Raw genomic sequence first — 21304 nt, 5'->3', positions numbered from 1 at the left:
GTTATCGAAATTCGGCAAAGATGACGGCTGACATTTCGCTGACGGAAATGCCGGCCCGGCCGGCCATGCGACGCGCGTCGATGTGCCGGGCGCGCACGCCCGACCGCCCCCTGCGGGCACCACCGCCGGCCGCGCGAAGCGGCCGGACGGGCACGCGGCAGGCTTACTGCCCGCCGCCGCGCTGGTTGAACCAGCGATCGAGCAGCTTGCCGGCCGCTTCGCGGCCGCCGAGGCCGAACGACAGCGCGACCGCCACCGCGATCGCGCCGAGCACGAGGCCGAACGCGAGCTGCACGATCTCGTTGGCGATGCCCATTGCACGCAGCCCCATCGCGAATACCAGGCCGAGGATCGCGAATTGCGCGATGCGCGCGAACAGCACGCTGTGCTCGCGGTCCGCCTGCTCGATCACGCGGCGCGCGAGGCCCGCGAGCCACACGCCGATCACGAGGATCACGCCGCCCATCAGTACGTGGCCGCCGAATTCGATGAACAGCGTGACGACGTCGCGCACCTGCGTGAAGCCGAGCCGGTTCGCGGCCTCGACCGACGCGAACAGCATCGCGAAGAACACGATCAGCCGCGCGACCAGCACCGACGGCTGCAGGATCCCCGAGAACACGCGCTCGACGCCGAGCACGGCCGGCAGCCCGTCGACGCCGGCGGCTTCCAGCAGCTTCTGCGCGAGCGACGCGACGAAGCGCGCGAAGTAGAACGTGACGAGCACGATCACGATCGCCGCGACGATGTCCGGCACCGCGCCGAGGAACTGGTTCAGCATGTTGGTGGCCGGAATCGAGATCGCGTCGATCTTCAGCGCGTCGAGCGCGGAGATCAGCGTCGGCACGAACACGAACACGTAGACGATGGTGCCGACCAGGCTCGATACGCGCACCGGCGTCGGGCTGTCGATGCTTTGCGTCAGGCGATCGGCGCCGGCGGCGACGAGCAGGTTCGTCACGAGACCGCGCAACACGCGCGCGACGATCCAGCCGACGATGCCGATCACCGCGGCAGCGAACAGGTTCGGCACGATCGCGAGCAGCTTGTCGACCATCCCCTGCACCGGCGACAGCAGGCCGGACAGCGCGAACGACCCGAGAATCGCGGGCAGGAACATCAGGATCACGAGCCAGAACAGCACGTCGCCGAGATAGCCGCTCATCGGCTGCATGCCTGCGCTTTCGGACAGCTTGTCGTCGACCTTGCTCGCCTTCAGCGCGCGGTTCGCGAGGCTGCGCAGCAGCGATGCGATCAGCCACGCGATCAGCGTCAGCGCCGCGCCGCCGATCAGGTTCGGCAGGTAGTTGACGATGTGCGTGACGAGCAGCGAGAACGGATTGGACACCGCGTACAGGTTGAGCACGTTGAAGATGCCCACCGCGGTGACGAGCAGCACGAGCCAGAACAGGCCGCCGGCGATGATCCGCTCGACGTACGCGCCCTGGCCGGTGCTTTCGCTGATCCGCTGATCGACCTTCAGCGCGTTGAGCAGCCGGAGCGCGCCGGCACGCACCGCCACGGCGATCAGCCAGCCGATCACCAGGATGCCGATCGCGCCGGCGATCTTGGGCAGGTATCCGCCTAGCGTGGTCTGCAGCGACGTGATGAAGCTGGAAGCATCCATTTCTTCTTCTCCCGAAAAACGTGGCGTTGCGATTGAACATCGACGAACTACCTGCGTACTTCGAAAACCGTGCGTTGCCGTCCGAGCAACTTACCCGAGAAAAATGACGCGATCATACGATTTCACCGTCTTTAACTTTAGTCGTAGATCGCAGGGGGGCAAGACCCCATTTCGTCATAATAAAAAGGGGCCCGATTTGTCGGCCTCCTACGCATTTCCGCAAGATTTATCAATTCGGCCCGTGCTACCGTGACGTCGGTTCCCGCCCGGACACGCCGATGACCGTCGAAACGAAACCCGACCAGCTCGCCTGGATCCGTTACGCGGCCAACGTGGCGCGCGTCCACGAATACATTCGCGCGCACCTCGACGGCCCGCTCGACCTGAACCGGCTTGCCGAAGTCGCGTGCCTGTCGCCGTATCACTGGCAGCGCGTCTATCGCGCGCTGTATGGCGAGTCGGTCGTGCTGACGGTGCGGCGGATGCGGATCGTGCGCGCGTCCGAGGATCTTGTCTGCACGGCGCGGCCGATCGACGAGATCGCACGGCGCGCGGGCTACGGTTCGACGCACGCGTTCACGCGGGTGTTTCGCGACGCTTACGGCGTGCCGCCGGTGCAGCACCGGCGCACGGGCAGCCACCGGCCCATCTATCCGTTACAGCGAGGAGAAGAAGACATGTTCAAGCATGAAGTCGAAATCCGGCAGCTGCCTGAACTGCACGGCTATGCGATAGCGCACACCGGTTCGTACTTGAAGGTCAGCGAGGCGTTCATGCGGATCGGCGCGTGGGTCGGGCAGCACGGGTTGATCGGCCCCGGCGCGAAGATGATCGGCATTTTTTACGACGATCCGGACACCACGCCCGAAGCGCAGTTGCGCGCGAAGGCCTGCTTCATGCCCGCCGACGGTGCGCCGGACGTCGAGCCCGTGCCGCCGGTGGAGCACGTGATAGTGGCGGGCGGCGAATATGCGGTGCTGTTGCATACGGGGCCGTATGCGGACCTGAAGACGGCCTACCAGTGGCTCTACGGCGACTGGCTGCGTCACTCGGGCCGAGAAGCCGCCGACGCGCCGCCGTTCGAGCTGTACCTCAATACGCCGATGAATGCGGCGCCGGCCGACCTGCGCACCGAGATCTACCTGCCGCTGCGCTGATCGAAAGACGGGTGTGCCTGCACCTGAAACGAAGCGCGCCGGCCGGCGTTCAGACGCCGCCGACGCGGATGGCCGACGAACTTACGCAGCCTGTGTCCCGCACCCGGGACAGAACCGGGCGTCGGCCGCCAGCGCAGAATGGCAGCGGCTGCAGGACTTGCCGCGTTGCGCGGCACCGCACTGCGCGCAGAAACGCGCATCCGACGCATTGAGGGCGCCGCAGCCCGCGCACGCGAGCTGGCGCAGCGGCATGTTGCCGCCCGGCGCGTCGGTCGACGGCTGCCGGCCCCAGCCGTAGCCGTCGCGGCCGCGCGCATCGTGGCCGCCGTGACCGTCGCGTTGCTGCCCGCCGTGATGCCCGCCGCCACCGTGGCCGCCGCCCTGCCCGCTGCCGTGGCCACCTCCGCCGTGACCACCTCCGTGGCCGCGCAGGATCCGTTTCAGAAAGCTCACAGCCCGCTCCTCATCGCTTCGCCGTCGCGCCGTCGAACACGCTCGTCTTCGACAACAGCCGCAGCCCGTTGCCGACGACGATCAGGCTCGCGCCCGCATCGGCAAACACAGCCATCCACATCGTGCCGAGCCCCGCGACCGTGAGGCCGAGGAACACGATTTTCACGCCGAGCGCGAAGCCGATGTTCTGCACCAGCACGCGGTGCGTCGCGCGCGACAGCCGCACGAACGCGGGGATCTTGCGCAGGTCGTCGTCCATCAGCGCGACGTCGGCCGTCTCGATCGCCGTGTCGGTGCCCATCGCGCCCATCGCGAAGCCGATGTCGGCACGCGCGAGCGCCGGTGCGTCGTTGATGCCGTCGCCGACCATCCCGACCGCGCCCGCACCGCCCGCCGACAGTTCCTCGACCGCCGCGAGCTTGTCCTCGGGCAACTGGTTGCCGCGTGCATCGTCGATGCCGGCCTGCCGCGCAATCGCCTCCGCGGTGTGCGGGTTGTCGCCGGTCAGCATCGCGGTTCGGATGCCGAGCGCGTGCAGGTCGGCGATCGCCGCGCGGCTGGTGTCCTTGATCGTGTCGGCCACCGCGAAGATGCCGAGCACGCGCGTGTCGTCGACCAGCATCACGACGCTCTTGCCCTGCCGCTCGAGCGCGTCGAGCTTCGCCTCCAGCGCCGGCGAGCAGCGTTCGAGCTCCTCGACGAGCCGGTGGTTGCCGAGCCAGTAGCGCGTACCGTCGATCGTGCCGCGCACGCCGCGCCCGACGAGTGCTTCGAAGTCCTCTACATCGGCGAATGCTGCCGTCTGCGTGTCGCGGGCCGCGACGGCGATCGCCTGCGACACCGGGTGATCGGAGCGCGCCGCGAGGCTCGCGCCGAGGTGACGCACGCGCGCCGCGTCGACGTCCGTCGCATGCAGGTCGAAATCGGTCTGCACGGGCTTGCCGTGCGTGATCGTGCCGGTCTTGTCGAGCGCGAGCCACGCGAGCTTGCGGCCTTCTTCCAGATAGACGCCGCCCTTCACGAGAATCCCGCGCCGTGCCGCGGCTGCGAGCCCCGACACGATCGTCACCGGCGTCGAGATCACCAGCGCGCACGGGCACGCGATCACGAGCAGCACCAACGCGCGGTAGATCCAGTCGTGCCACGCGCCGCCCATGACGAGCGGCGGCGCCACCGCGACCAGCAGCGCGACCGCGAACACGATCGGCGTATAGACGCGCGCGAACTGGTCGACGAAGCGCTGCGTCGGCGCCTTCGCGCCCTGCGCTTCCTCGACCGCGTGGATGATCCGCGCGAGCGTCGAGTTGGCGGCAACCGCCGTCACGCGATAGTCGAACGAACCCGCTTCGTTGATCGTGCCCGCGTACACCGCGTCGCCGGCCGTCTTGTCGACCGGCAGGCTCTCGCCGGTGATCGGCGCCTGGTTCACCGTCGAGCGGCCCGCGATGACCTCGCCGTCCAGCCCGATCCGCTCGCCCGGCTTCACGCGCACGATCGCGCCGAGCGCGACCTGCGCGGCCTCGATCGTGCGCCACGTGCCGTCGGCGTCCTGCACGGTCGCGGTGTCCGGCGCGAGCTGCATCAGGCCCTGGATCGCGTTGCGCGCGCGGTCGAGCGACTTCGCCTCGATCAGCTCGGCGATCGTGAACAGCACCATCACCATCGCGGCTTCCGGCCACTGGCCGATCGCCATCGCGCCCGTCACCGCGATGCTCATCAGCGCGTTGATGTTCAGGTTGCCGTTGCGGATCGCGATCCAGCCCTTCTTGTACGTGGTCAGCCCGCATGCGAGCACCGCCGCGAGCGCCAGCACCGCCGACAGCCACGTCGGCAGACCGGCCCAGCTCACCGCCTCGGATGCGATCGCGGCGACGGCGGCCAACGCAAGCGGCCACCACGGCTTCGCGGGCGGCGGCGCGACGGATGCTGCCGGTGCGTCGGCCGACGCGGCCTCCGGCGTCATCCCGAGCGTGCGGATCGCGCTTTCGATCGCCGGTTGCGCACCGGGCACGTGTTCGACGGTCAGCATCCGCTGCATCAGGTTGAATTCGAGCGCGGACACCTGCTCCATTCCGCCGAGCTTCTTGCGAATCAGGGTTTCTTCGGTCGGGCAGTCCATCTGCATGATGCGGAACGCCGAGCGGACGTGACCCGACGCGGTCGCCCGCGCGACCGGCAGCGGCGCGAGCGATAGCGCGGCCGGCGCGCAGCATGCGCGGGCCGCGTGGTCGTGGTCGTGGTCGTGGTCGTGGTCGTGGTCGTGGTCGTGGTCGTGGTCGTGACCGGCATGATCGTGCGCCGCGTGGTCGTGCGAGCACGCCGCGCCATGCTCATGCCCGTCGCCGTGCGCGTGGCCGGCATGGGTGTCGTGATCGTGCCCCGTGCCGTGCGCGGATGGGCGATCGTGGTCATGATCGTGACCGCATGCATGCGGCTGCGCGCGGTGCGCCGCCGCGTCGCCATGCGCGTGCTCGCCGGCCGCCGGCGCCGCGTCGGCAGTGGTCGCCGCCTGCGTGTCGCGCGCATCGGCGCAGCACGCATCGGCGCCGCCTGCATGACGGTGTCGTGGGTCGGGGGTACGCTGGGCGTCGGTCATGACAACCTCCTCTATGGCTTGACGGTGTAGAGTTAACACCCTGAAGCCACTACAAGGTCAACCCTTACAACGGAGAAAGCCATGAAGATCGGCGAACTGGCCAAGGCGGCCCGCTGCACGCCCGAAACGATCCGCTTCTACGAGAAGGAAGGGCTGATGCCGGACGCCGAGCGCACCGATGCGAACTACCGCAACTACACCGACGTGCACGTCGAGCGGCTGCGCTTCATACGCAACTGCCGCGCGCTCGACATGGCGCACGACGAAATCCGCGCGCTGTTGCAGCTCACCGACACGCCGGCCGACCCGTGCGATTCGGTCAACGCGCTGCTCGACGAGCACATCGGCCACGTCGACGCGCGCCTCGCCGAACTGACGCATCTGCGCGACCAGCTCACCGAATTGCGCCGCCAGTGCGTCGGCGAACATTCGGTCGAGGACTGCGGAATCGTCCACGGTCTCACGACGATGGAAACCGTCGCGCCAGCCGCGAAGCGCTCACACCTCGGCTGAAACGCTTGTGGAATATGATAGTCTAGTCGATACTAGTTATATTCTTACTAGACATAATCGAACTATTCATGGCAACAAGCCGCCCGTCTCCGCTTGCGCTCGCGGTCCTCGCGACGCTCACCGAAACGCCGATGCATCCGTACGGAATGCTCCAGCAGTTGAAGGCGCGCGGCTATGACGAAGTCGTCAACGTGCGACAGCGCACGAGCCTCTACCAGACGATCGACCGGCTGGTGCGCGACGGGCTGATCGCCGTGCACGACACCGAGCGCGACGGCGCGTTTCCCGAACGCACGCTGTACACGCTGACCGAAGCCGGGCATACGGCCGGGCAGGCGTGGCTGCATGCGCTGCTCGCGGAGCCCGCGCGCGAGTTTCCGGCATTCGGCGCCGGTCTCGCATTCCTGCCGCTGCTCGACGCCGACGATGCGCGCCAGCAACTCGAGCGCCGCATCGCCGCGCTCGAGGCCGAACGCGAACGTCTCGAGTCGCTGCGCAACGCCGCGCAGAACGACCAGGTGCCGCGCCTGTTCCTGTTGCAGAACGAACATGCGCTCGTGCTGCTCAACGCGGAACTCGACTGGGCGCGCAGCGTCGTCGAACACCTGAGGATCGGCGCACTGCGCTGGGTCGACGGCTGACGCGCCCGCCATCGGCGCGTGCCGATCAAAGCACCTTGCCGGGATTGAGCACGCCGGCGGGATCGAGCGCGGCCTTCAGGCGCCGCATCAAGCCGATTTCCGCTTCGCTGCGCGTGTGCGCGAGATAGGCGCGCTTGAGCATCCCGATGCCGTGCTCCGCCGACACCGAGCCGCCCATGTCCCGAACGACCGCGTACACACAGCGATCGATCGCATCGGCGTCCGCGTCGCGCATGCCGGTGAGCGATACGCCGATATGCACATTGCCGTCGCCGACGTGGCCGAAGAACAGGCAAACGATGCCGGGCCAGACCGCACGCAACGCCGCCTCGCAGCGCGCGGCGAACAGGCCGAGCTCACCCGTCGGCAGGCTCACGTCGAAGTTCACCAGATGCGGCAGCGCATCGATCGCGAGGCCTTCGCGCAACGTCCACAGGTCGCGCGCCTGCCGCTCGGACGTCGCGAGCGCTGCATCGTCGACGAGCCCCGCGTCGATCGCATCGGCCAGGCCGGTTTCCAGCGCCTGCCGCGCATCGCCGCCCGGCGCGCTCGTCGCGCACTCGATCAGCACCGCGAAGCCGCCGTCGCCCGCGAACGGCGCGACGACGCCGGGCGTGTGGCCCGCGACGTAGTCGTAGAAGGCCGGCCACATCGCTTCGAAACTGACGATCTCGGGCAGTGCGCGCAGGCGGTTCCACAACCCGACGACGGCGTCGTAGCCACGCACGCGGCAGAGCGCGGTGGCCGGCGCGGCGAGCTTCGGATGCAGCCGCAGCACGGCGCGCGTGATGATGCCGAGCGTGCCTTCGCTGCCGATGAACAGCTGCTTCAGGTCGTAGCCCGCGTTGTTCTTCAGCATCCGGTTCATCGACGACACGATGGTGCCGTCGGCGAGCACGGCCTCGAGCCCGAGCACCTGCTCGCGCATCATCCCGTAGCGAATCGCGCGCGTGCCGCCCGCGTTGGTCGCGAGCATGCCGCCGATCTGGCACGAACCGCGTGCGCCGAGATCGACGCCGAACGTGAAGCCCGCCGCGTCCGCTGCTTCCTGCACCGTCTGCAGCGGCGTCCCGGCGCGCACCGTCATCGTGCCCGCCGCCGCGTCGATTGCCTCGACGCCCGCGAAACGCTCCATCGACAGCACGATCTCGCCGCCCAGCGCGACCGCGCCGCGGGCGAGCCCGGTGAGACCGCCCTGCGGCACGACCGGCTGCCCGAGCCGCGTGCACAGCGCGAGCGTGCGCGACACGTCGTCGACGCTGCGCGGCCGCACCAGCGCGCGCGGCCGCACACCGGCCGGCTCGTTGTACGCGGTGAAGTAGCGCGGATCGATCCCGGCCGCCCGCGTGACCAGCGAGTCGCCCAGGCCGGCGACGAGCGCCGCCTCGAGCGCGTCGTCCGCCTGCACCGTCGCACCGTGGCCGCCGGTCTCTCCGCCCGTATCCAGGCTCTGCATCGTGTGCGTCCGTTATTTGGTGGAGATGTCGATATCGCCGAAGTATTTCTGGCCGAGCGACTTCACCGTGCCGTCCGCCTTCAGCTTGTCGATCGCGGAATCGAGTTTCGCCTTCAGCGCGTCGTCGCCCTTGCGCAGGCCGAACGCGATCCCGCTGCCGAGAATCCGGTCGTCGCGCACCGGCTGGCCGACGAACGCGAAACCGTTGCCGTCCGGGCGCGACAGGAAACCGCGCTGGCCGGCCGGCGCGAGCACCAGCGTCGCGTCGAGACGACCCGCCACGAGATCCGCATACACCTGGTTCTGATCCTGGTACGCGACGATCGACACGCCGGCCGGCTCCCAGTGCGCCTTCGCGTAGGTTTCCTGGATCGATGCCTGCAGCACGCCGACGCGCTTGCCCTTCAGCGATTCCGGCGTCGGCAGCAGGCCGCTGCCGGTGCGCGCGATCAGCTGCGTCGGCACACGGTAGATGATCGTCGTGAAGTCGATCGCCTGGCGCCGCTGCTCGGTCGCGTTCATCGCCGAATTGATCGCGTCGAACTTGCGGCCCTTCAGCGCGGGAATCAGCCCGTCGAACGACGTCTCGACCCACTTGCACGACAGCTTCGCGGTCTGGCAGACAGCGTTGCCGACGTCGATGTCGAAGCCCTGCAGGTCGCCGTTCGGCGCCTTCGACTCGAACGGCGGGTATTGCGCCTCGAGGCCGAAACGCAGCGTTTGCCCGTCGGCGAGCGCCGCGCCGGAACCGAGCGCGCACGCGAGTGCGAACGCGAGCTTGAGTGTGTGTGCATGCTTCATCGTGATCTCCTGGCTTGTCGGCCGGCGCCGTGCGTTCGCACGTGCTCCGGTTCCGTCGGTGGCTTTCCGTGCGACGTACACGTCGCCTGCTTGGGGTGCGGGCCGCGCCCGCGATTTACAGCGACCGCAACCGCCGCGCGCCTTCGATCAGCGTCGCGTCGTCTTTCGAGAAACTGAGCCGGATCACGCCGGCGTCGGTGCCGTCGGTATAGAACGCCGACAGCGGAATCGTCGCGACGCGCGCATCGCGGATCAGGCGCAGCACGAAGTCGCTGTCGCGTTCGTCCGAGAAGTGCCGGAACCGCGCGAGCATGAAGAACGAGCCTTCGCTCGGCAGCAGCTCGAAGCGCGAACCGGCCAGCTCGCGCGCGAGCAGGTCGCGCTTGGCCTGGTAGAACGCCGACAGGCCGAGATAGCTTTCCGGCCGCGCGAGGATCTCCGCGAACGCGACCTGCATCGGCGTATCGGCCGAGAACACCATGAATTGGTGCACCTTGCGGATCTCGTCCATCAGTTCGGCCGGCGCGACGCAATGGCCGACCCGCCAGCCCGTCACGTGGAACGACTTGCCGAACGACGACACGATCACGCTGCGCTCGGCGAGCTCACGGTGACGCGCGACGCTCTGATGTTGCGCGCCGTCGAACACCACGTGCTCGTAGACCTCGTCCGACAGGACCACGATGTCGGTATTGCGCGTGAGCAGCGCGAGCCGTTCGAGATCGTCGGCGGAGAACACCGTCGCGGTCGGGTTGTGCGGCGTGTTGACGATGATCATTCGCGTGCGCGGCGTGATCGCCGCGGCCACTTCGTCCCAGTTCACGCGGAAATGCTCGGGCGACAGCTTGATCGCGACCGGCGTTGCGCCCTGCAACCGCACGATCGGCGCATAGCTGTCGAACGACGGCTCGAAATAGATCACTTCGTCGCCCGGATGCACGAGCGCGCTGATCGCCGCGTAGAGCCCTTCGCTCGCGCTCGCGATCACCGTGATCTCGGTGCCCGGGTCGTAGCGCGTGCCGTACAGCGCCTCCGTCTTCTCCGCGAGGCGTTCGCGCAGCGACACGACGCCGGCCATCGGCGCGTACTGGTTGTGGCCGTCGCGCATCGCGCGCGCGACGCCCTCGACGAGCGCCGGATCGGGCGCGAAATTCGGCGCGCCCTGCGACAGGTTCAGCGCATCGTGCTGCGCGGCGAGCTGGCCGATCACCGTGAAGATCGTCGTCCCGACGTCCGGCAGTTTCGATCGGGGCGTGGTGGCGCTTCGCATGACTCCTCCTTCAATTGTCCTTCGCGCCGGCCCGCGCGACGCGCGCAGCCCGGTTCGTGACGCATGATTTAGCCCGAGCCAATAAGGGCGGACAATCGAAAGTTCGTCATGGCGGCCATGCATTTTTCTCATGACCGGCCATGCGCAAGGCTCAATGCCAAGACCATGTGCCCGGCAACGCATGCGCATCAGGCATCTCCTCCCAGTGCCTGCCCACACTCACGACGGGCTTGCGCTGGCCGCCCGAATGCACGGCCACGCCGCGCATCACGCGCCCGCGGCGGCCAGATAGGCGCCCAGGACGGCCTGCAACTCGCCCCGCAACGCGGCGAAGTCCAGCGCGGGCCCGAGCGTGAGCAGCGTCTGCGACACGCCGCCGTAGCAGACCGCATGCGCCATTCGCGCGACCCCGTCGAGCCTCGCGGCCGGCGGCGGATCGCTGCACTGCGCAAGCGCGTCGCGCCACAGCGCGACATACGCGTCGTAATGGCGGCGGTATGCGGACAGCGGCGACACTTGCCGCTCCAGCGCAAAGAACGCACTCCACGGCGCGGCGTCGGCGGCGATCGTATCGACCTGCAGGTCGACGAGCACGGCCGCGAGCTCGGCGCGCGGCACGCCGCGCAGCCCATGCGCCGCTTCGCGCAGCCGGTCGGCCAGCGCCAGCACGCGCCGGTGGATGCACAGCGCGGCGAGGCTCTGCTTGTCGCCGAAGTATTCGTAGAAGGTGCCGACGCTCACGCCCGCGACGGCCGCGATCTCGCGGATCGTCGCCTTCGCGTAGCCGCGCTCGAGCAAAAGCTGAACGAAGGCCTGCTGGAGCGCCTCGGACGTGGCCTGCGCGCGCGACTGGCGCGGCCGGCGGCGCAACGCGGGCGCGGGTTGCGCCGCCGACTGGCCGGGCGGCGCCGGAACCTGAACATGTCGCGGCGGCATATTTGCTACTCTGAAATTCAGCGGAAACGCGTTTGACCGGCAGACCGCGAAGCACGAGACCGGAGACAGCCCGATGACCGAATCGACCCATGCCATCACGAACCAGTTCGACGAACTGGTCGACTATAACCTCTTCGCCACCGACGTCGCGCTGCGCGAGGCACTCGCCCGCGCGGGCGCCGGCTGGGCCGTGCCGCAGCTCGACGCGTACGGCGCGCGGCTCGGCAGCGCCGACACCGCGCGGCTCGCCGACGAAGCAAACCGCCACCCGCCGGAACTGAACGCGTTCGACCGGCGCGGCCGGCGCATCGACTGCGTCGACTTCCATCCGGCGTGGCACACGCTGCTCGGCATGTACCGCAACGAGGGCTTCGTGTCGCTCGCGTTCCGCGATACGCGCCCGGGCCGCTGGGCCGCGACCGCGGCCGGCTTCTACCTGCACGGCCAGATCGAGGCCGGCACGCTGTGCCCGGCGACGATGACGCAGGCCGCGATTCCGGTGCTGCAGAAGGAACCCGCGCTGTGGGACCTGCTGCGCGACAAGCTGTACAGCGACGACTACGATCCGCGCGACGTGCCGGTCGCCGACAAGCGCTCGATCTGGTTCGGCATGGGCATGACCGAGAAACAGGGCGGCTCCGACGTGCGCGCGAACACGACGCTGGCGAGTGCCGTCGGTGCGGGCGGACGCGGCGGCGAATACCGGCTGCGCGGCCACAAGTGGTTCTTCTCCGCGCCGATGTGCGACGCGCACCTGGTCGTCGCGCGCACCGCAGCCGGCGGCCCGTCGTGCTTCTACGTGCCGCGCTGGCGGCCCGACGGGACGAAGAACGCGGTCGAGATCCAGCGGCTGAAGAACAAGGTCGGCAACCGCAGCAACTCGAGCAGCGAGATCGAGTTGAACGACGCGTGGGGCATCATGCTCGGCGACGAAGGCCGCGGCATTCCGACCATCATCGAGATGGCCACGTACACGCGGCTGAGCTGCGTGCTCGGCAGCGCGGCGATGCTGCGCCAGGGCGTCGTGCAGGCGATCGCGTACACGCGCCAGCGCCATGCGTTCGGCCGCGCGCTCGCCGAGCAGCCGCTGATGCGCACCGTGCTCGCCGATCTCGCGCTCGAAAGCGAAGCCGCGCTCGCGCTCGCGATGCGTCTCGCCGACGCGTTCGAGCGCGACGACTCGCCGCGCGAACGCGCGTGGAAGCGGATCGTCACGCCCGCCGCGAAATTCTGGGTCTGCAAGCGCGCGGTCGAGCTGACCGGCGAGGTGATGGAAGTGTTCGGCGGCAACGGCTACGTCGACGACGGCCCGATCGCGCGGCTGTTCCGCGAAGCGCCGGTCAACTCGATCTGGGAAGGCTCCGGCAACGTGATGTGCCTCGACGTGCTGCGCGCGGTGTCGCGCGAACCCGACGCGGCCGCGGCGCTCTTCGCCGAGCTGACCGACCTCTGCGCGGGCGAGCCCCGCATACGCGCGGCACTCGATGCGCTGCGCGCGATGCTCGCGGCACCGGCCGATACGCTCGAGGCGTCGGCCCGCGTGTTCGCGCAGCGGCTCGCGCTCGTCGCGCAGGCCTGCCTGCTGCGGCGCGACGCGCCCGCGGCCGTCGCCGACGCGTTCATCGCGACGCGGCTTGCCGCGCCCGACTGGGGCCGCATCGCGGGCGGCTTCGATCCGCACGCGCTCGACGTCGCCGCGCTGCTGCAGCGCGCTTACGCGGCCTGACGGGCGCCGAACCGACCACCGACGCCAAAGAAAAAGCCACCGGACCCGACGGCCCGGTGGCTTCTTCACATGATGCCCGGCACGGCGCCCTTCGACGCCGCCGGCGACTCACGCCATGCTTACTTGCCGCCGATGCTCTTCAGCGGCTTCCACTCGCCCTTCTCGACCTTGTACATCGTGATGCCGCCGTTCTTCAGGTCACCCTTCGCGTCGTACGCGACGTGCGACGACGTGACGCCGGCCATGTCGGTCTTCGCGAGCACCGGCAGGTACTTCGCCGGATCGGTCGAGTCGGCCTTCTTCATCGCGTTGAGCATTGCCATCGCGCCGTCGTACGCGTACGGCGAGTACGTCTGCACGTCTTCGCCGAAGCGCTTCTTGTACTTGTCGGCGTAACCCTTGCCGCCCGGCATTTCCTCGAGCGGGAGGCCTGCCAGCGATGCGATCGTGCCGTCGGCCGCGTTGCCCGCGATCTTCAGGAACGTCGGCGTCTTCACCATTTCGCCGCTCATCAGCGGTGCGGTGATGCCGAGCGTCTTCATCTGCTTGACCATCGGCGCTGCCTGCGAATCCGCGCCGCCGTAGTAGACGAGGTCCGGCTTCGCCGCCTTCAGCTTCGTCAGGATCGCCTTGAAGTCGACGGCCTTGTCGTTCGTGAATTCACGGTCGACGATCGTCGCGCCGCCAGCCTTCGCGGCCTTCTCGAACTGGTCGGCGAGACCCTGGCCGTAGGCCGTGCGGTCGTCGACGATCGCGATCTTCTTCATGCCGAGATCCTTCGCCGCGAAGGTGCCCGCCACCGAGCCCTGCTGCGTGTCGGACGTCATCATGCGGAAGGTCGTCTTGTAACCCTGCTGCGTGTATTCCGGCGCCGTCGCCATCGCGATTTCCGGAATGCCGGCGTTTGCGTAGATACGCGAAGCGGGAATCGTCGTGCCCGAGTTGAAGTGGCCGAGCATACCCTTGATGCCGTCGTCGACGAGCTTCTGCGCAACCGTCGTGCCGGTGCGCGGGTCAGCCTGGTCGTCCTGCGTCTCGAGCACGAACTTCACCGCCTTGCCGCCGATCTTCGGGTTCGTCGCGTTGAAGTCTTCCAGCGCGAGCGCGATCCCGTTCTGCATATCCTTGCCGTAGTGAGCCTGGGCGCCCGTCATCGGCCCTGCGTAACCGATCTTCACGTCGTCCGCATGGGCCGTCCCCGCAAGCGACATGACGGCGACGAACGTCGCGCCTGCCAGCTTTTTCATCGTGTGTTGCATAGCATCTCCTTGGTACCAGGGTAAATGGAGCGGCTTCGGGATCGCCTTGCCGCTTCCTTTGTTTGATCCGAACGGCAAGGATGGTCAGCCGATCGTCATCAAATTCGCATTGCCGCCCGCCGCGGCCGTGTTCACGCTCACCGAGCGCTCGGTGAGCAGGCGCTCGAGCGCGTAGTCTTCCGCGTCGCCGTTCTCGAACGCGCCCGCCGACACGCCCTGCACCGACACGATCGGGCCCGGTCGCTGCGCGACGTCCTTCACGAGCGTCTGCAGTTCGTCGCTGTCGCCTTCGAACAGCACCGCATCGAACGGCGCGTCGGCCTGCTTGCGCACGGCCGCATGCCCCTTCAGCGCCGCCGGCAGCGCGGCGACCAGCGCCTCGCCCGCCGCGCCGGCGAACAGCGCGCGGTTGCCCGTCGCCAGCACCGCCGCGAACTGCGCGCGCGCGCCGCCCGGCGTGGCCGCGACACACAGCACCGTGCCGCGCGGGCCGAGTGTATACGTGTTTCGCTCGCCCGTCGGCCCGGTCAGCACTGCGGTCGCACCGGCCGGCACCTGCGCCAGATAGCCGTCGCAGCGTGCGGCCAGCGCCGGCTCGCGCTGCTCGATCAGCCAGTCGCGCAGCGTCGTGAGCGCCGCCGCCGGGTTGCCGCGTGCGTCGCCTTCGACCGCGCCGTCCGCGATCAGCATCTGCGCGAGCGAGCGCGGCAGGCCCGACGGACGCGTCGCGAGCAGGCGCTGCAGGTACAGCGCGCCGCCGGCCTTCGGGCCCGTGCCCGACAGCCCTTCGCCGCCGAACGGCTGCACGCCGACCACCGCGCCGATCACGTTGCGGTTCACGTAGATGTTGCCGACGTGCGCGTTCGAGATCACGTGCGCGATCGTCTCGTCGATCCGCGTGTGGATGCCGAGCGTCAGGCCGTAACCCGTCGCGCGGATCTGCTCGAGCAGCTTGTCGAGCTGGCTGCGGCGATAGCGCACGACGTGCAGCACCGGGCCGAACACTTCACGCTTCAGCTCGTCGATGCTGCCGATCTCGATCAGCGTCGGCGGCACGAACGTGCCGTGTGCGCAAGCTTCCGGCGACGACAGCTGCGTGACCGCGTGGCCCTTCTCCTTCATCGCCGCGACGTGCGTGTCGATCGTCTGCTTCGCTTCGGCGTCGATCACCGGGCCGACGTCGGTCGACAGCCGGTCCGGGTTGCCGAGCGCCAGCTCGTGCATCGCGCCCTTGAGCATCGTCAACGTGCGGTCCGCGACGTCGTCCTGCAGACACAGAACGCGCAGCGCCGAACACCGTTGACCAGCGGAGTCGAACGACGACTGCATCACGTCCGCGACGACCTGCTCCGCGAGCGCCGACGAGTCGACGATCATCGCGTTCTGGCCGCCCGTTTCCGCGATCAGCGGAATCGGCTTGCCGTCCGGGTCGAGGCGCGCGGCGAGCGTCTTGTTGATCAGGCGCGCGACTTCGGTCGAGCCGGTAAACATCACCGCGCGCGTGCGCGGATCGGCGACCAGCGCCGCGCCGACGGTCTCGCCGGTGCCCGGCAGCAGCTGCACCGCGCCGGCCGGCACGCCGGCCTCGCGCAGCAGGCGTACGGCCTGGGCGGCGATCAGCGGCGTCTGTTCGGCCGGCTTCGCGAGCACCGTGTTGCCGGCCGCGAGCGCGGCCGCCACCTGGCCCATGAAGATCGCGAGCGGGAAGTTCCACGGGCTGATACAGACCACGGGGCCGAGCGGGCGGTGCGTGTCGTTCGAGAATTCGTCGCGGATCTGCGCCGCGTAGTAGCGCAGGAAGTCGACGGCTTCGCGAATTTCGGCGATCGCGTTCGGCAGCGACTTGCCGGCTTCGCGCACGATCAGGCCCATCAGCGTGTGCATCTGCGCTTCGAGCAGGTCGGCAGCGCGCACCAGGCAGTCGGCGCGTGCATCGACCGGCGTCGCCTGCCAGATCGGCGCGGCGGCCACCGCGTGCGCGAGCGCCGCGCTCACGTGTTCGGCCGTCGCTTCGCTGACGGTGCCGACCAGGTCGCGCTGGTCGGCCGGGTTGCGCACGTCGCGCGCCGGGGCGTCGGCGAGCGCGTCGTCGGCGAGCATCGGCGCCGCGCGCCACGGATGGTGCGCGCTCGCGAGCAGCGCGGACGACAGCGACGCGAGACGATGTTCGTTCGACAGGTCGAGGCCCATCGAGTTGGGACGCTCGTCGCCGTAGAGGTTGCGCGGCAGCGGGATCTTCGCGTGCGGCGCGCCGAGCGGCACGACCTTCGATGCCTCGTCGACCGGATCGGCGACCAGTTCCTTCACCGAGACCGTCTTGTCGGCGATGCGGTTCACGAAGGACGTGTTCGCGCCGTTCTCCAGCAGTCGGCGCACGAGGTACGCGAGCAGCGTTTCATGCGTGCCGACCGGTGCATACACGCGGCACGGACGGTTCAGCTTGTCGCGGCCCGTGACTTCCTCGTACAGCGGTTCACCCATCCCGTGCAGGCACTGGAATTCGTACTGGCCGGGGTAGTAGTTCTGGCCGGCCAGGTGATAGATCGCGGCCAGCGTGTATGCGTTGTGCGTCGCGAATTGCGGGTAGACGGCGTCGGGCGCCGCGAGCAGCTTCTTCGCGCACGCGAGGTACGACACGTCCGTATAGATCTTGCGCGTGTAGACCGGATAGCCTTCGAGGCCGTCGACCTGCGCACGCTTGATTTCGGTATCCCAGTACGCGCCCTTGACGAGGCGGATCATCAGGCGGTGACGGCTGCGGCGCGCGAGGTCGATCAGGTAGTCGATCACGAACGGGCAACGCTTCTGGTAGCCCTGCACGACGAAGCCGATGCCGTTCCAGCCGGCCAGCTCCGGATCGAAGCAGAGCGCTTCGAGCAAGTCGAGCGAGATTTCGAGGCGATCCGCTTCTTCCGCGTCGATGTTCAGGCCGATGTCGTAGCGGCGCGCGAGCAGCGCGAGCGCACGCACGCGCGGCAGCAGCTCGCTCATCGTGCGGTCCTGCTGCGAGCGCGAGTAGCGCGCGTGCAGCGCCGACAGCTTGATCGAGATGCCCGGGCCTTCGTAGATGCCGCGGCCGCCGGCGGCCTTGCCGATCGCATGGATCGCCTGCTCGTACGACGCGTAGTAGCGCTGCGCGTCCTCTTCGGTCGTCGCCGCTTCGCCGAGCATGTCGTACGAGTAGCGGAAGCCGCGCGCTTCGTACTTGCGGCTGTTCGCGAGCGCTTCGGAAATCGTCTCGCCGGTGACGAACTGCTCGCCCATCAGACGCATCGCCATGTCGACGCCCTTGCGGATCAGCGGCTCGCCGCCGCGGCCGATCAGGCGCGTGAGCGCCGACGACAGGCCCGCTTCGCTATTGGTCGTCACGAGCTTGCCGGTGATCATCAGGCCCCAGGTCGCCGCGTTCACGAACAGCGACGGCGCGTGGCCGACGTGCGAGCGCCAGTCGCCCTTGCTGATCTTGTCGCGGATCAGCGCATCGCGCGTCGCGCGATCGGGAATGCGCAGCAGCGCTTCGGCCAGACACATCAGCGCGACGCCTTCCTGGCTCGACAGCGAGAACTCGTGGATCAGCCCCTCGACACCACCGCCCGAGCTCTTCTCGCGCAGCGCCTCGACGAGCTGCGTCGCGAGCGTCTGCACGTCGGCCTGCAGGTTCGCGGGCAGGCGCGCCTGGCCCAGCAGGAACGGCACGCATTCCGGCTCGGGGCGGCGATACGCGGCCGTGATCGCCGCGCGCAGCACCGATTGCGGCTGCACGTTCTGCGCGAACTCGAGGAACGGATGCGGCGAGTTGTCGTCGTCGCCGTCCGTCGCCTGGCCGTCGGCGAGCTCCGTCACGCCGCTGTTGCCCGACAGTTCAGGCGGCAGCTGGCCGTGCTCGATCCGCTCGAGATACGCGAAGATCGCCTGCTTGATCAGCCAGTGGGGAGTGCGCTCGAGACGCGCTGCCGCGTCTTTCAGGCGCGAGCGGAGAAGGTCGTCGACTTTGACGCCGAGAGTCGTGCTTGCCATGGTGGGTTCGTGCGCCGGTGCGAGTCCGGCGATGTGGTGTGAGAGGATGCGCGAAATCCTACGGCACGCAATAAAAAGGTGCAACCGAATTGATGGATCGGTTGCACCTTCAAGTTACTCAATATAATCAGCCACTTATGAAGTTGCAACCTAGGGGTTGCCCGTGGTCGGCGGATCGGTGTTTTCCCTGATCGGGGCGAGTCGGCGCGCGTGGGCAACCCTCGGCGTGCACCACCGAGGGGAAAAGCGGGTTGCACTGCGCGGGGTGACAGGGAATTCAGGTGGGTGTGGGACGGGCCGGCAGGCGGCTCGCGCAGGTTGCCGGTTCCGGCCGGCTCGGTATCGGCGAGCGGTGCGCCGGCCGCGCGCGCAGCGCTCAGATATCCAGCGGATCGACCTCGACGCTCCACCGCAGCACGCCCTTCAGCGCACGCAGTTCCGGCTGCCATGCGCGCAGCGCATGCTGCAATGCCGCCCGCGACGCGCTTTCGAGCAACAACTGCGCGCGGTGGACGTTCGCGACCTTGACGATCGTCATCGGCACCGCGTCGTAGACGGTCACGCGATCGGCGCCCGGCAGCCCCGGCAACGCGGCCGCGGCCTGCAGCAGGAACGCGAGCGCCGCATCGAGCGTGCGTCCTTCGGCGCGCAGCAGCGCCTGGTAGACGAACGGCGGCAGATGCGCGTCGCGGCGCTCGCCGAGCGTCGAATTCGCGAAGCCGACGTAATCCTGCCGGCCGAGCGCGTGATACAGCGCGTGACGCGGGTAACGCGTCTGCACGAGCACCTCGCCCGGCAATCCGGCGCGCCCCGCGCGGCCGCTCACCTGCATCAGCTGCGCGAACAGCCGCTCGCTCGCGCGGAAGTCGTGCGAGAACAGCGCGGTGTCGGCATTGAGCACGCCGACGAGCGACACGCGCTGGAAGTCGTGCCCCTTCGCGATCATCTGCGTGCCGACCAGGATGTCGACTTCACCGGCGTGCACGTCCGAGAACAGCGCCTGCGCACTGCCCTTGCGTCGCGTGCTGTCCGCGTCGATCCGCAATATCCGTGCGCCCGGCACGGCCTCGGCGAGCGCTTCCTCGATGCGCTGCGTGCCGCGCCCGAGCGGCGCGATATCGACGTTCCCGCATTCCGGGCACGACCGCGGAATGCGCGCTTCCCAGCCGCAGTGATGGCAGCGCAGCGCATGCTCGGGCTTGTGCAGCACGACGTAGGCGCTGCAGCGCGGGCAACCGGCGACCCAGCCGCACGCGTCGCATGCGAGCTGCGGCGCGTAGCCGCGCCGGTTCAGGAACACGAGGCTCTGCTCGCCGCGCTCGAGCCGCGCCTTCAACGCCGCGACGAGCGGCCCCGACAGCCCGCCCATCGACGCGCGCCCGCGCCGCCGCTCCTCTTCGAGATCGATCAGCCGCACGGTCGGCAGCGTCGCGTCGGCTACCGCGCGGCGCGACAGCGTGAGCCGCGTGTAGCGGCCCTGATCGGCCTGCCACCAGCTCTCGAGCGAAGGCGTCGCCGAGCCGAGCACGACCGGAATGCCGAGATGCTTCGCGCGCCACACGGCAAGATCGCGCGCCGAATAGCGCAGCCCTTCCTGCTGCTTGTATGCGGGCTCGTGCTCCTCGTCGACGACGATCAGTGCGAGCGTCGGCAGCGAAGCAAGCACCGCGAGCCGCGTGCCGAGCACGATCCGCGCGCGGCCCGTGTGCGCGGCGAGCCAGTTGCGCGCACGCTCGCCCTCGGCGAGCCCGCTGTGCAGCGTGACGATCGCGTCGTCGGCGAGCGTGCCCGCGAAGCGTGCGCGGAACGCGGCCTCGAACTGCGGCGTCAGGTTGATTTCGGGCACGAGCACGAGCGCCTGCGCGTCGGGCCGCGCATCGAGCAGCGCGGCGAGCGCATGCAGATAGACCTCGGTCTTGCCGCTCCCGGTCACGCCATGCAGCAGGAACGGCGCGAAGCCCTGCGCGGCGCGGATCGCGTCGAGCGCCTCCGCCTGCTGGTCGGTGAGCGCCGGCGGCACAGTTCGTCCACTGGTTGTCGACAGGTTATCCACAGGTTTGGGCACAGGTGCGTCGGCCCAGCCGATTTCCTCGATGGCGACCCAGCCGTGCGCCGCCCAGTCGTCGAGCGTGGCGGCGGCCTTCGGATGCAACGCCCGCGCATCGGGCAACGTCATCGAATCGGTGTCGGCGAGCGCCTGCGCGAGCCGCCGCAGCGCGGCCCCGCGCGCCGGCAGTGCGTCGGGCAGCGCCGCGCGGCCGGCTTCGGTCAGCCGGTAGCGCACCTCGGGCGCCAGCAGCCGGCCCCAGCGCTCCGCGTCGCGCAGCGCCTGCGGCAACGCCGGCAGCGCGACTTCGCCGCGACCGCGCTGGTAATAGTCGGCCGCGAACGACACGAGCGCGAGCCAATCCGGCGCGAGCGGCGGCAGCTCGGTACAGATCGCGTCGATCGCCCGCAACCGGGACGGCGGCACGTCGGTGTGAGTCGTCACTTCGCAGACGAGGCCGACAACCTGCCGCTTGCCGAACGGCACCTGCACCAGGGTGCCGGGCTCAGGCGCCGGCTGGACGTCGCAGCGGTAGTCGAACAGGGTGGCGAGCGGATGGTCGAGGGCGACCCTGAGGTAGGTGCCGCCCATCACCGCGCTCCGGCGACAGCACGGGGCGCACCGGCGAATTGCACCCGGGTCCGCGCCACGGTGGCGAACTTAAAGTAAAACTTCAGATTCGGCGCTAAGTTTTGGATTCGCATTAGGAATCGCCGTATACCCTGACCAGCCTGTGGATAACTTTGTTGAGAACTCGCCGTTCAACAGCCGCGAAGCGCGCGGGGCCGTGCTTCCCGCTGTTTTC

At 68.9% G+C, this 21304-nt stretch carries 14 protein-coding genes; 4 read left to right on the top strand and 10 right to left on the bottom strand.

The annotated features are described in order from the left end of the window. Nucleotides 1-163: 163 nt before the first annotated feature. Nucleotides 164-1627 (bottom strand): mechanosensitive ion channel, encoded by a 1464-nt coding sequence (locus ACT2FV_RS17685; protein ID WP_444504536.1) that lies wholly within the window; start codon nt 1625-1627, stop codon nt 164-166. 278 nt (nt 1628-1905) lie between these two features. Here ACT2FV_RS17685 and ACT2FV_RS17680 point away from each other — a divergent pair, with 278 nt between their 5' ends. Continuing rightward, on the top strand, nt 1906-2784 hold the full coding sequence (locus ACT2FV_RS17680) for an AraC family transcriptional regulator (protein WP_444504535.1): 879 nt from the start codon (nt 1906-1908) through the stop codon (nt 2782-2784). Nucleotides 2785-2865: 81 nt separating this feature from the next. Here the strand turns inward: ACT2FV_RS17680 and ACT2FV_RS17675 are convergent, their stop codons facing one another. Both ACT2FV_RS17675 and ACT2FV_RS17670 read right to left on the bottom strand, forming a co-directional pair. Continuing rightward, nucleotides 2866-3237 (bottom strand): zinc ribbon domain-containing protein, encoded by a 372-nt coding sequence (locus ACT2FV_RS17675; protein WP_174920002.1) that lies wholly within the window; start codon nt 3235-3237, stop codon nt 2866-2868. Between the two features lie 10 nt (nt 3238-3247). Beyond that, nucleotides 3248-5833: a heavy metal translocating P-type ATPase gene (locus tag ACT2FV_RS17670; RefSeq protein WP_444504534.1), complete on the bottom strand. Its 2586-nt coding sequence runs from the start codon at nt 5831-5833 to the stop codon at nt 3248-3250. An 81-nt stretch (nt 5834-5914) separates the two neighbouring features. Between ACT2FV_RS17670 and cadR the strand changes: the two genes are divergently transcribed. Both cadR and ACT2FV_RS17660 read left to right on the top strand, forming a co-directional pair. Further along, on the top strand, nt 5915-6346 hold the full coding sequence (gene cadR / locus ACT2FV_RS17665; RefSeq protein WP_059602032.1) for a Cd(II)/Pb(II)-responsive transcriptional regulator: 432 nt from the start codon (nt 5915-5917) through the stop codon (nt 6344-6346). A gap of 68 nt (nt 6347-6414) precedes the next feature. Continuing rightward, a complete protein-coding gene (locus ACT2FV_RS17660; protein WP_151051975.1) occupies nt 6415-6987 on the top strand; it encodes a PadR family transcriptional regulator in 573 nt (190 codons plus the stop codon). A gap of 25 nt (nt 6988-7012) precedes the next feature. Here the strand turns inward: ACT2FV_RS17660 and ACT2FV_RS17655 are convergent, their stop codons facing one another. From ACT2FV_RS17655 to ACT2FV_RS17640, 4 genes are all read right to left on the bottom strand, one after another. Further along, nucleotides 7013-8443 carry an FAD-binding oxidoreductase gene (locus ACT2FV_RS17655; protein ID WP_444504533.1) on the bottom strand — a complete coding sequence of 477 codons (1431 nt, stop codon included), beginning with the start codon at nt 8441-8443 and terminating at the stop codon, nt 7013-7015. Between the two features lie 12 nt (nt 8444-8455). Further along, entirely contained in the window at nt 8456-9244 is a 789-nt protein-coding gene (locus tag ACT2FV_RS17650) for an ABC transporter substrate-binding protein (protein ID WP_124627925.1), read from the bottom strand. A gap of 115 nt (nt 9245-9359) precedes the next feature. Beyond that, complete coding sequence (locus ACT2FV_RS17645; RefSeq protein ID WP_444504532.1) at nt 9360-10514, bottom strand: pyridoxal phosphate-dependent aminotransferase; 1155 nt, start codon at nt 10512-10514, stop codon at nt 9360-9362. A 267-nt stretch (nt 10515-10781) separates the two neighbouring features. After that, nucleotides 10782-11450, bottom strand: coding sequence for a TetR/AcrR family transcriptional regulator (locus ACT2FV_RS17640; protein WP_444504531.1), 669 nt, complete (start codon nt 11448-11450; stop codon nt 10782-10784). Between the two features lie 73 nt (nt 11451-11523). Here ACT2FV_RS17640 and ACT2FV_RS17635 point away from each other — a divergent pair, with 73 nt between their 5' ends. Beyond that, on the top strand, nt 11524-13176 hold the full coding sequence (locus ACT2FV_RS17635) for an acyl-CoA dehydrogenase family protein (protein ID WP_444504530.1): 1653 nt from the start codon (nt 11524-11526) through the stop codon (nt 13174-13176). Between the two features lie 119 nt (nt 13177-13295). Here the strand turns inward: ACT2FV_RS17635 and ACT2FV_RS17630 are convergent, their stop codons facing one another. From ACT2FV_RS17630 to ACT2FV_RS17620, 3 genes are all read right to left on the bottom strand, one after another. Beyond that, nucleotides 13296-14435 carry a branched-chain amino acid ABC transporter substrate-binding protein gene (locus ACT2FV_RS17630; protein ID WP_124902785.1) on the bottom strand — a complete coding sequence of 380 codons (1140 nt, stop codon included), beginning with the start codon at nt 14433-14435 and terminating at the stop codon, nt 13296-13298. Nucleotides 14436-14519: 84 nt separating this feature from the next. After that, nucleotides 14520-18452, bottom strand: coding sequence for a trifunctional transcriptional regulator/proline dehydrogenase/L-glutamate gamma-semialdehyde dehydrogenase (gene putA / locus ACT2FV_RS17625; RefSeq protein WP_059602057.1), 3933 nt, complete (start codon nt 18450-18452; stop codon nt 14520-14522). A 376-nt stretch (nt 18453-18828) separates the two neighbouring features. After that, nucleotides 18829-21090 carry a primosomal protein N' gene (locus ACT2FV_RS17620; RefSeq protein WP_174920008.1) on the bottom strand — a complete coding sequence of 754 codons (2262 nt, stop codon included), beginning with the start codon at nt 21088-21090 and terminating at the stop codon, nt 18829-18831. Nucleotides 21091-21304 lie beyond the last annotated feature (214 nt).

This window comes from Burkholderia sp. PR2, from assembly GCF_052372875.1.
Lineage (GTDB): Bacteria > Pseudomonadota > Gammaproteobacteria > Burkholderiales > Burkholderiaceae > Burkholderia > Burkholderia diffusa.
Note: the sequence above shows the minus strand (reverse complement) of the source record. Positions and strands in the feature narration are given on the sequence as shown.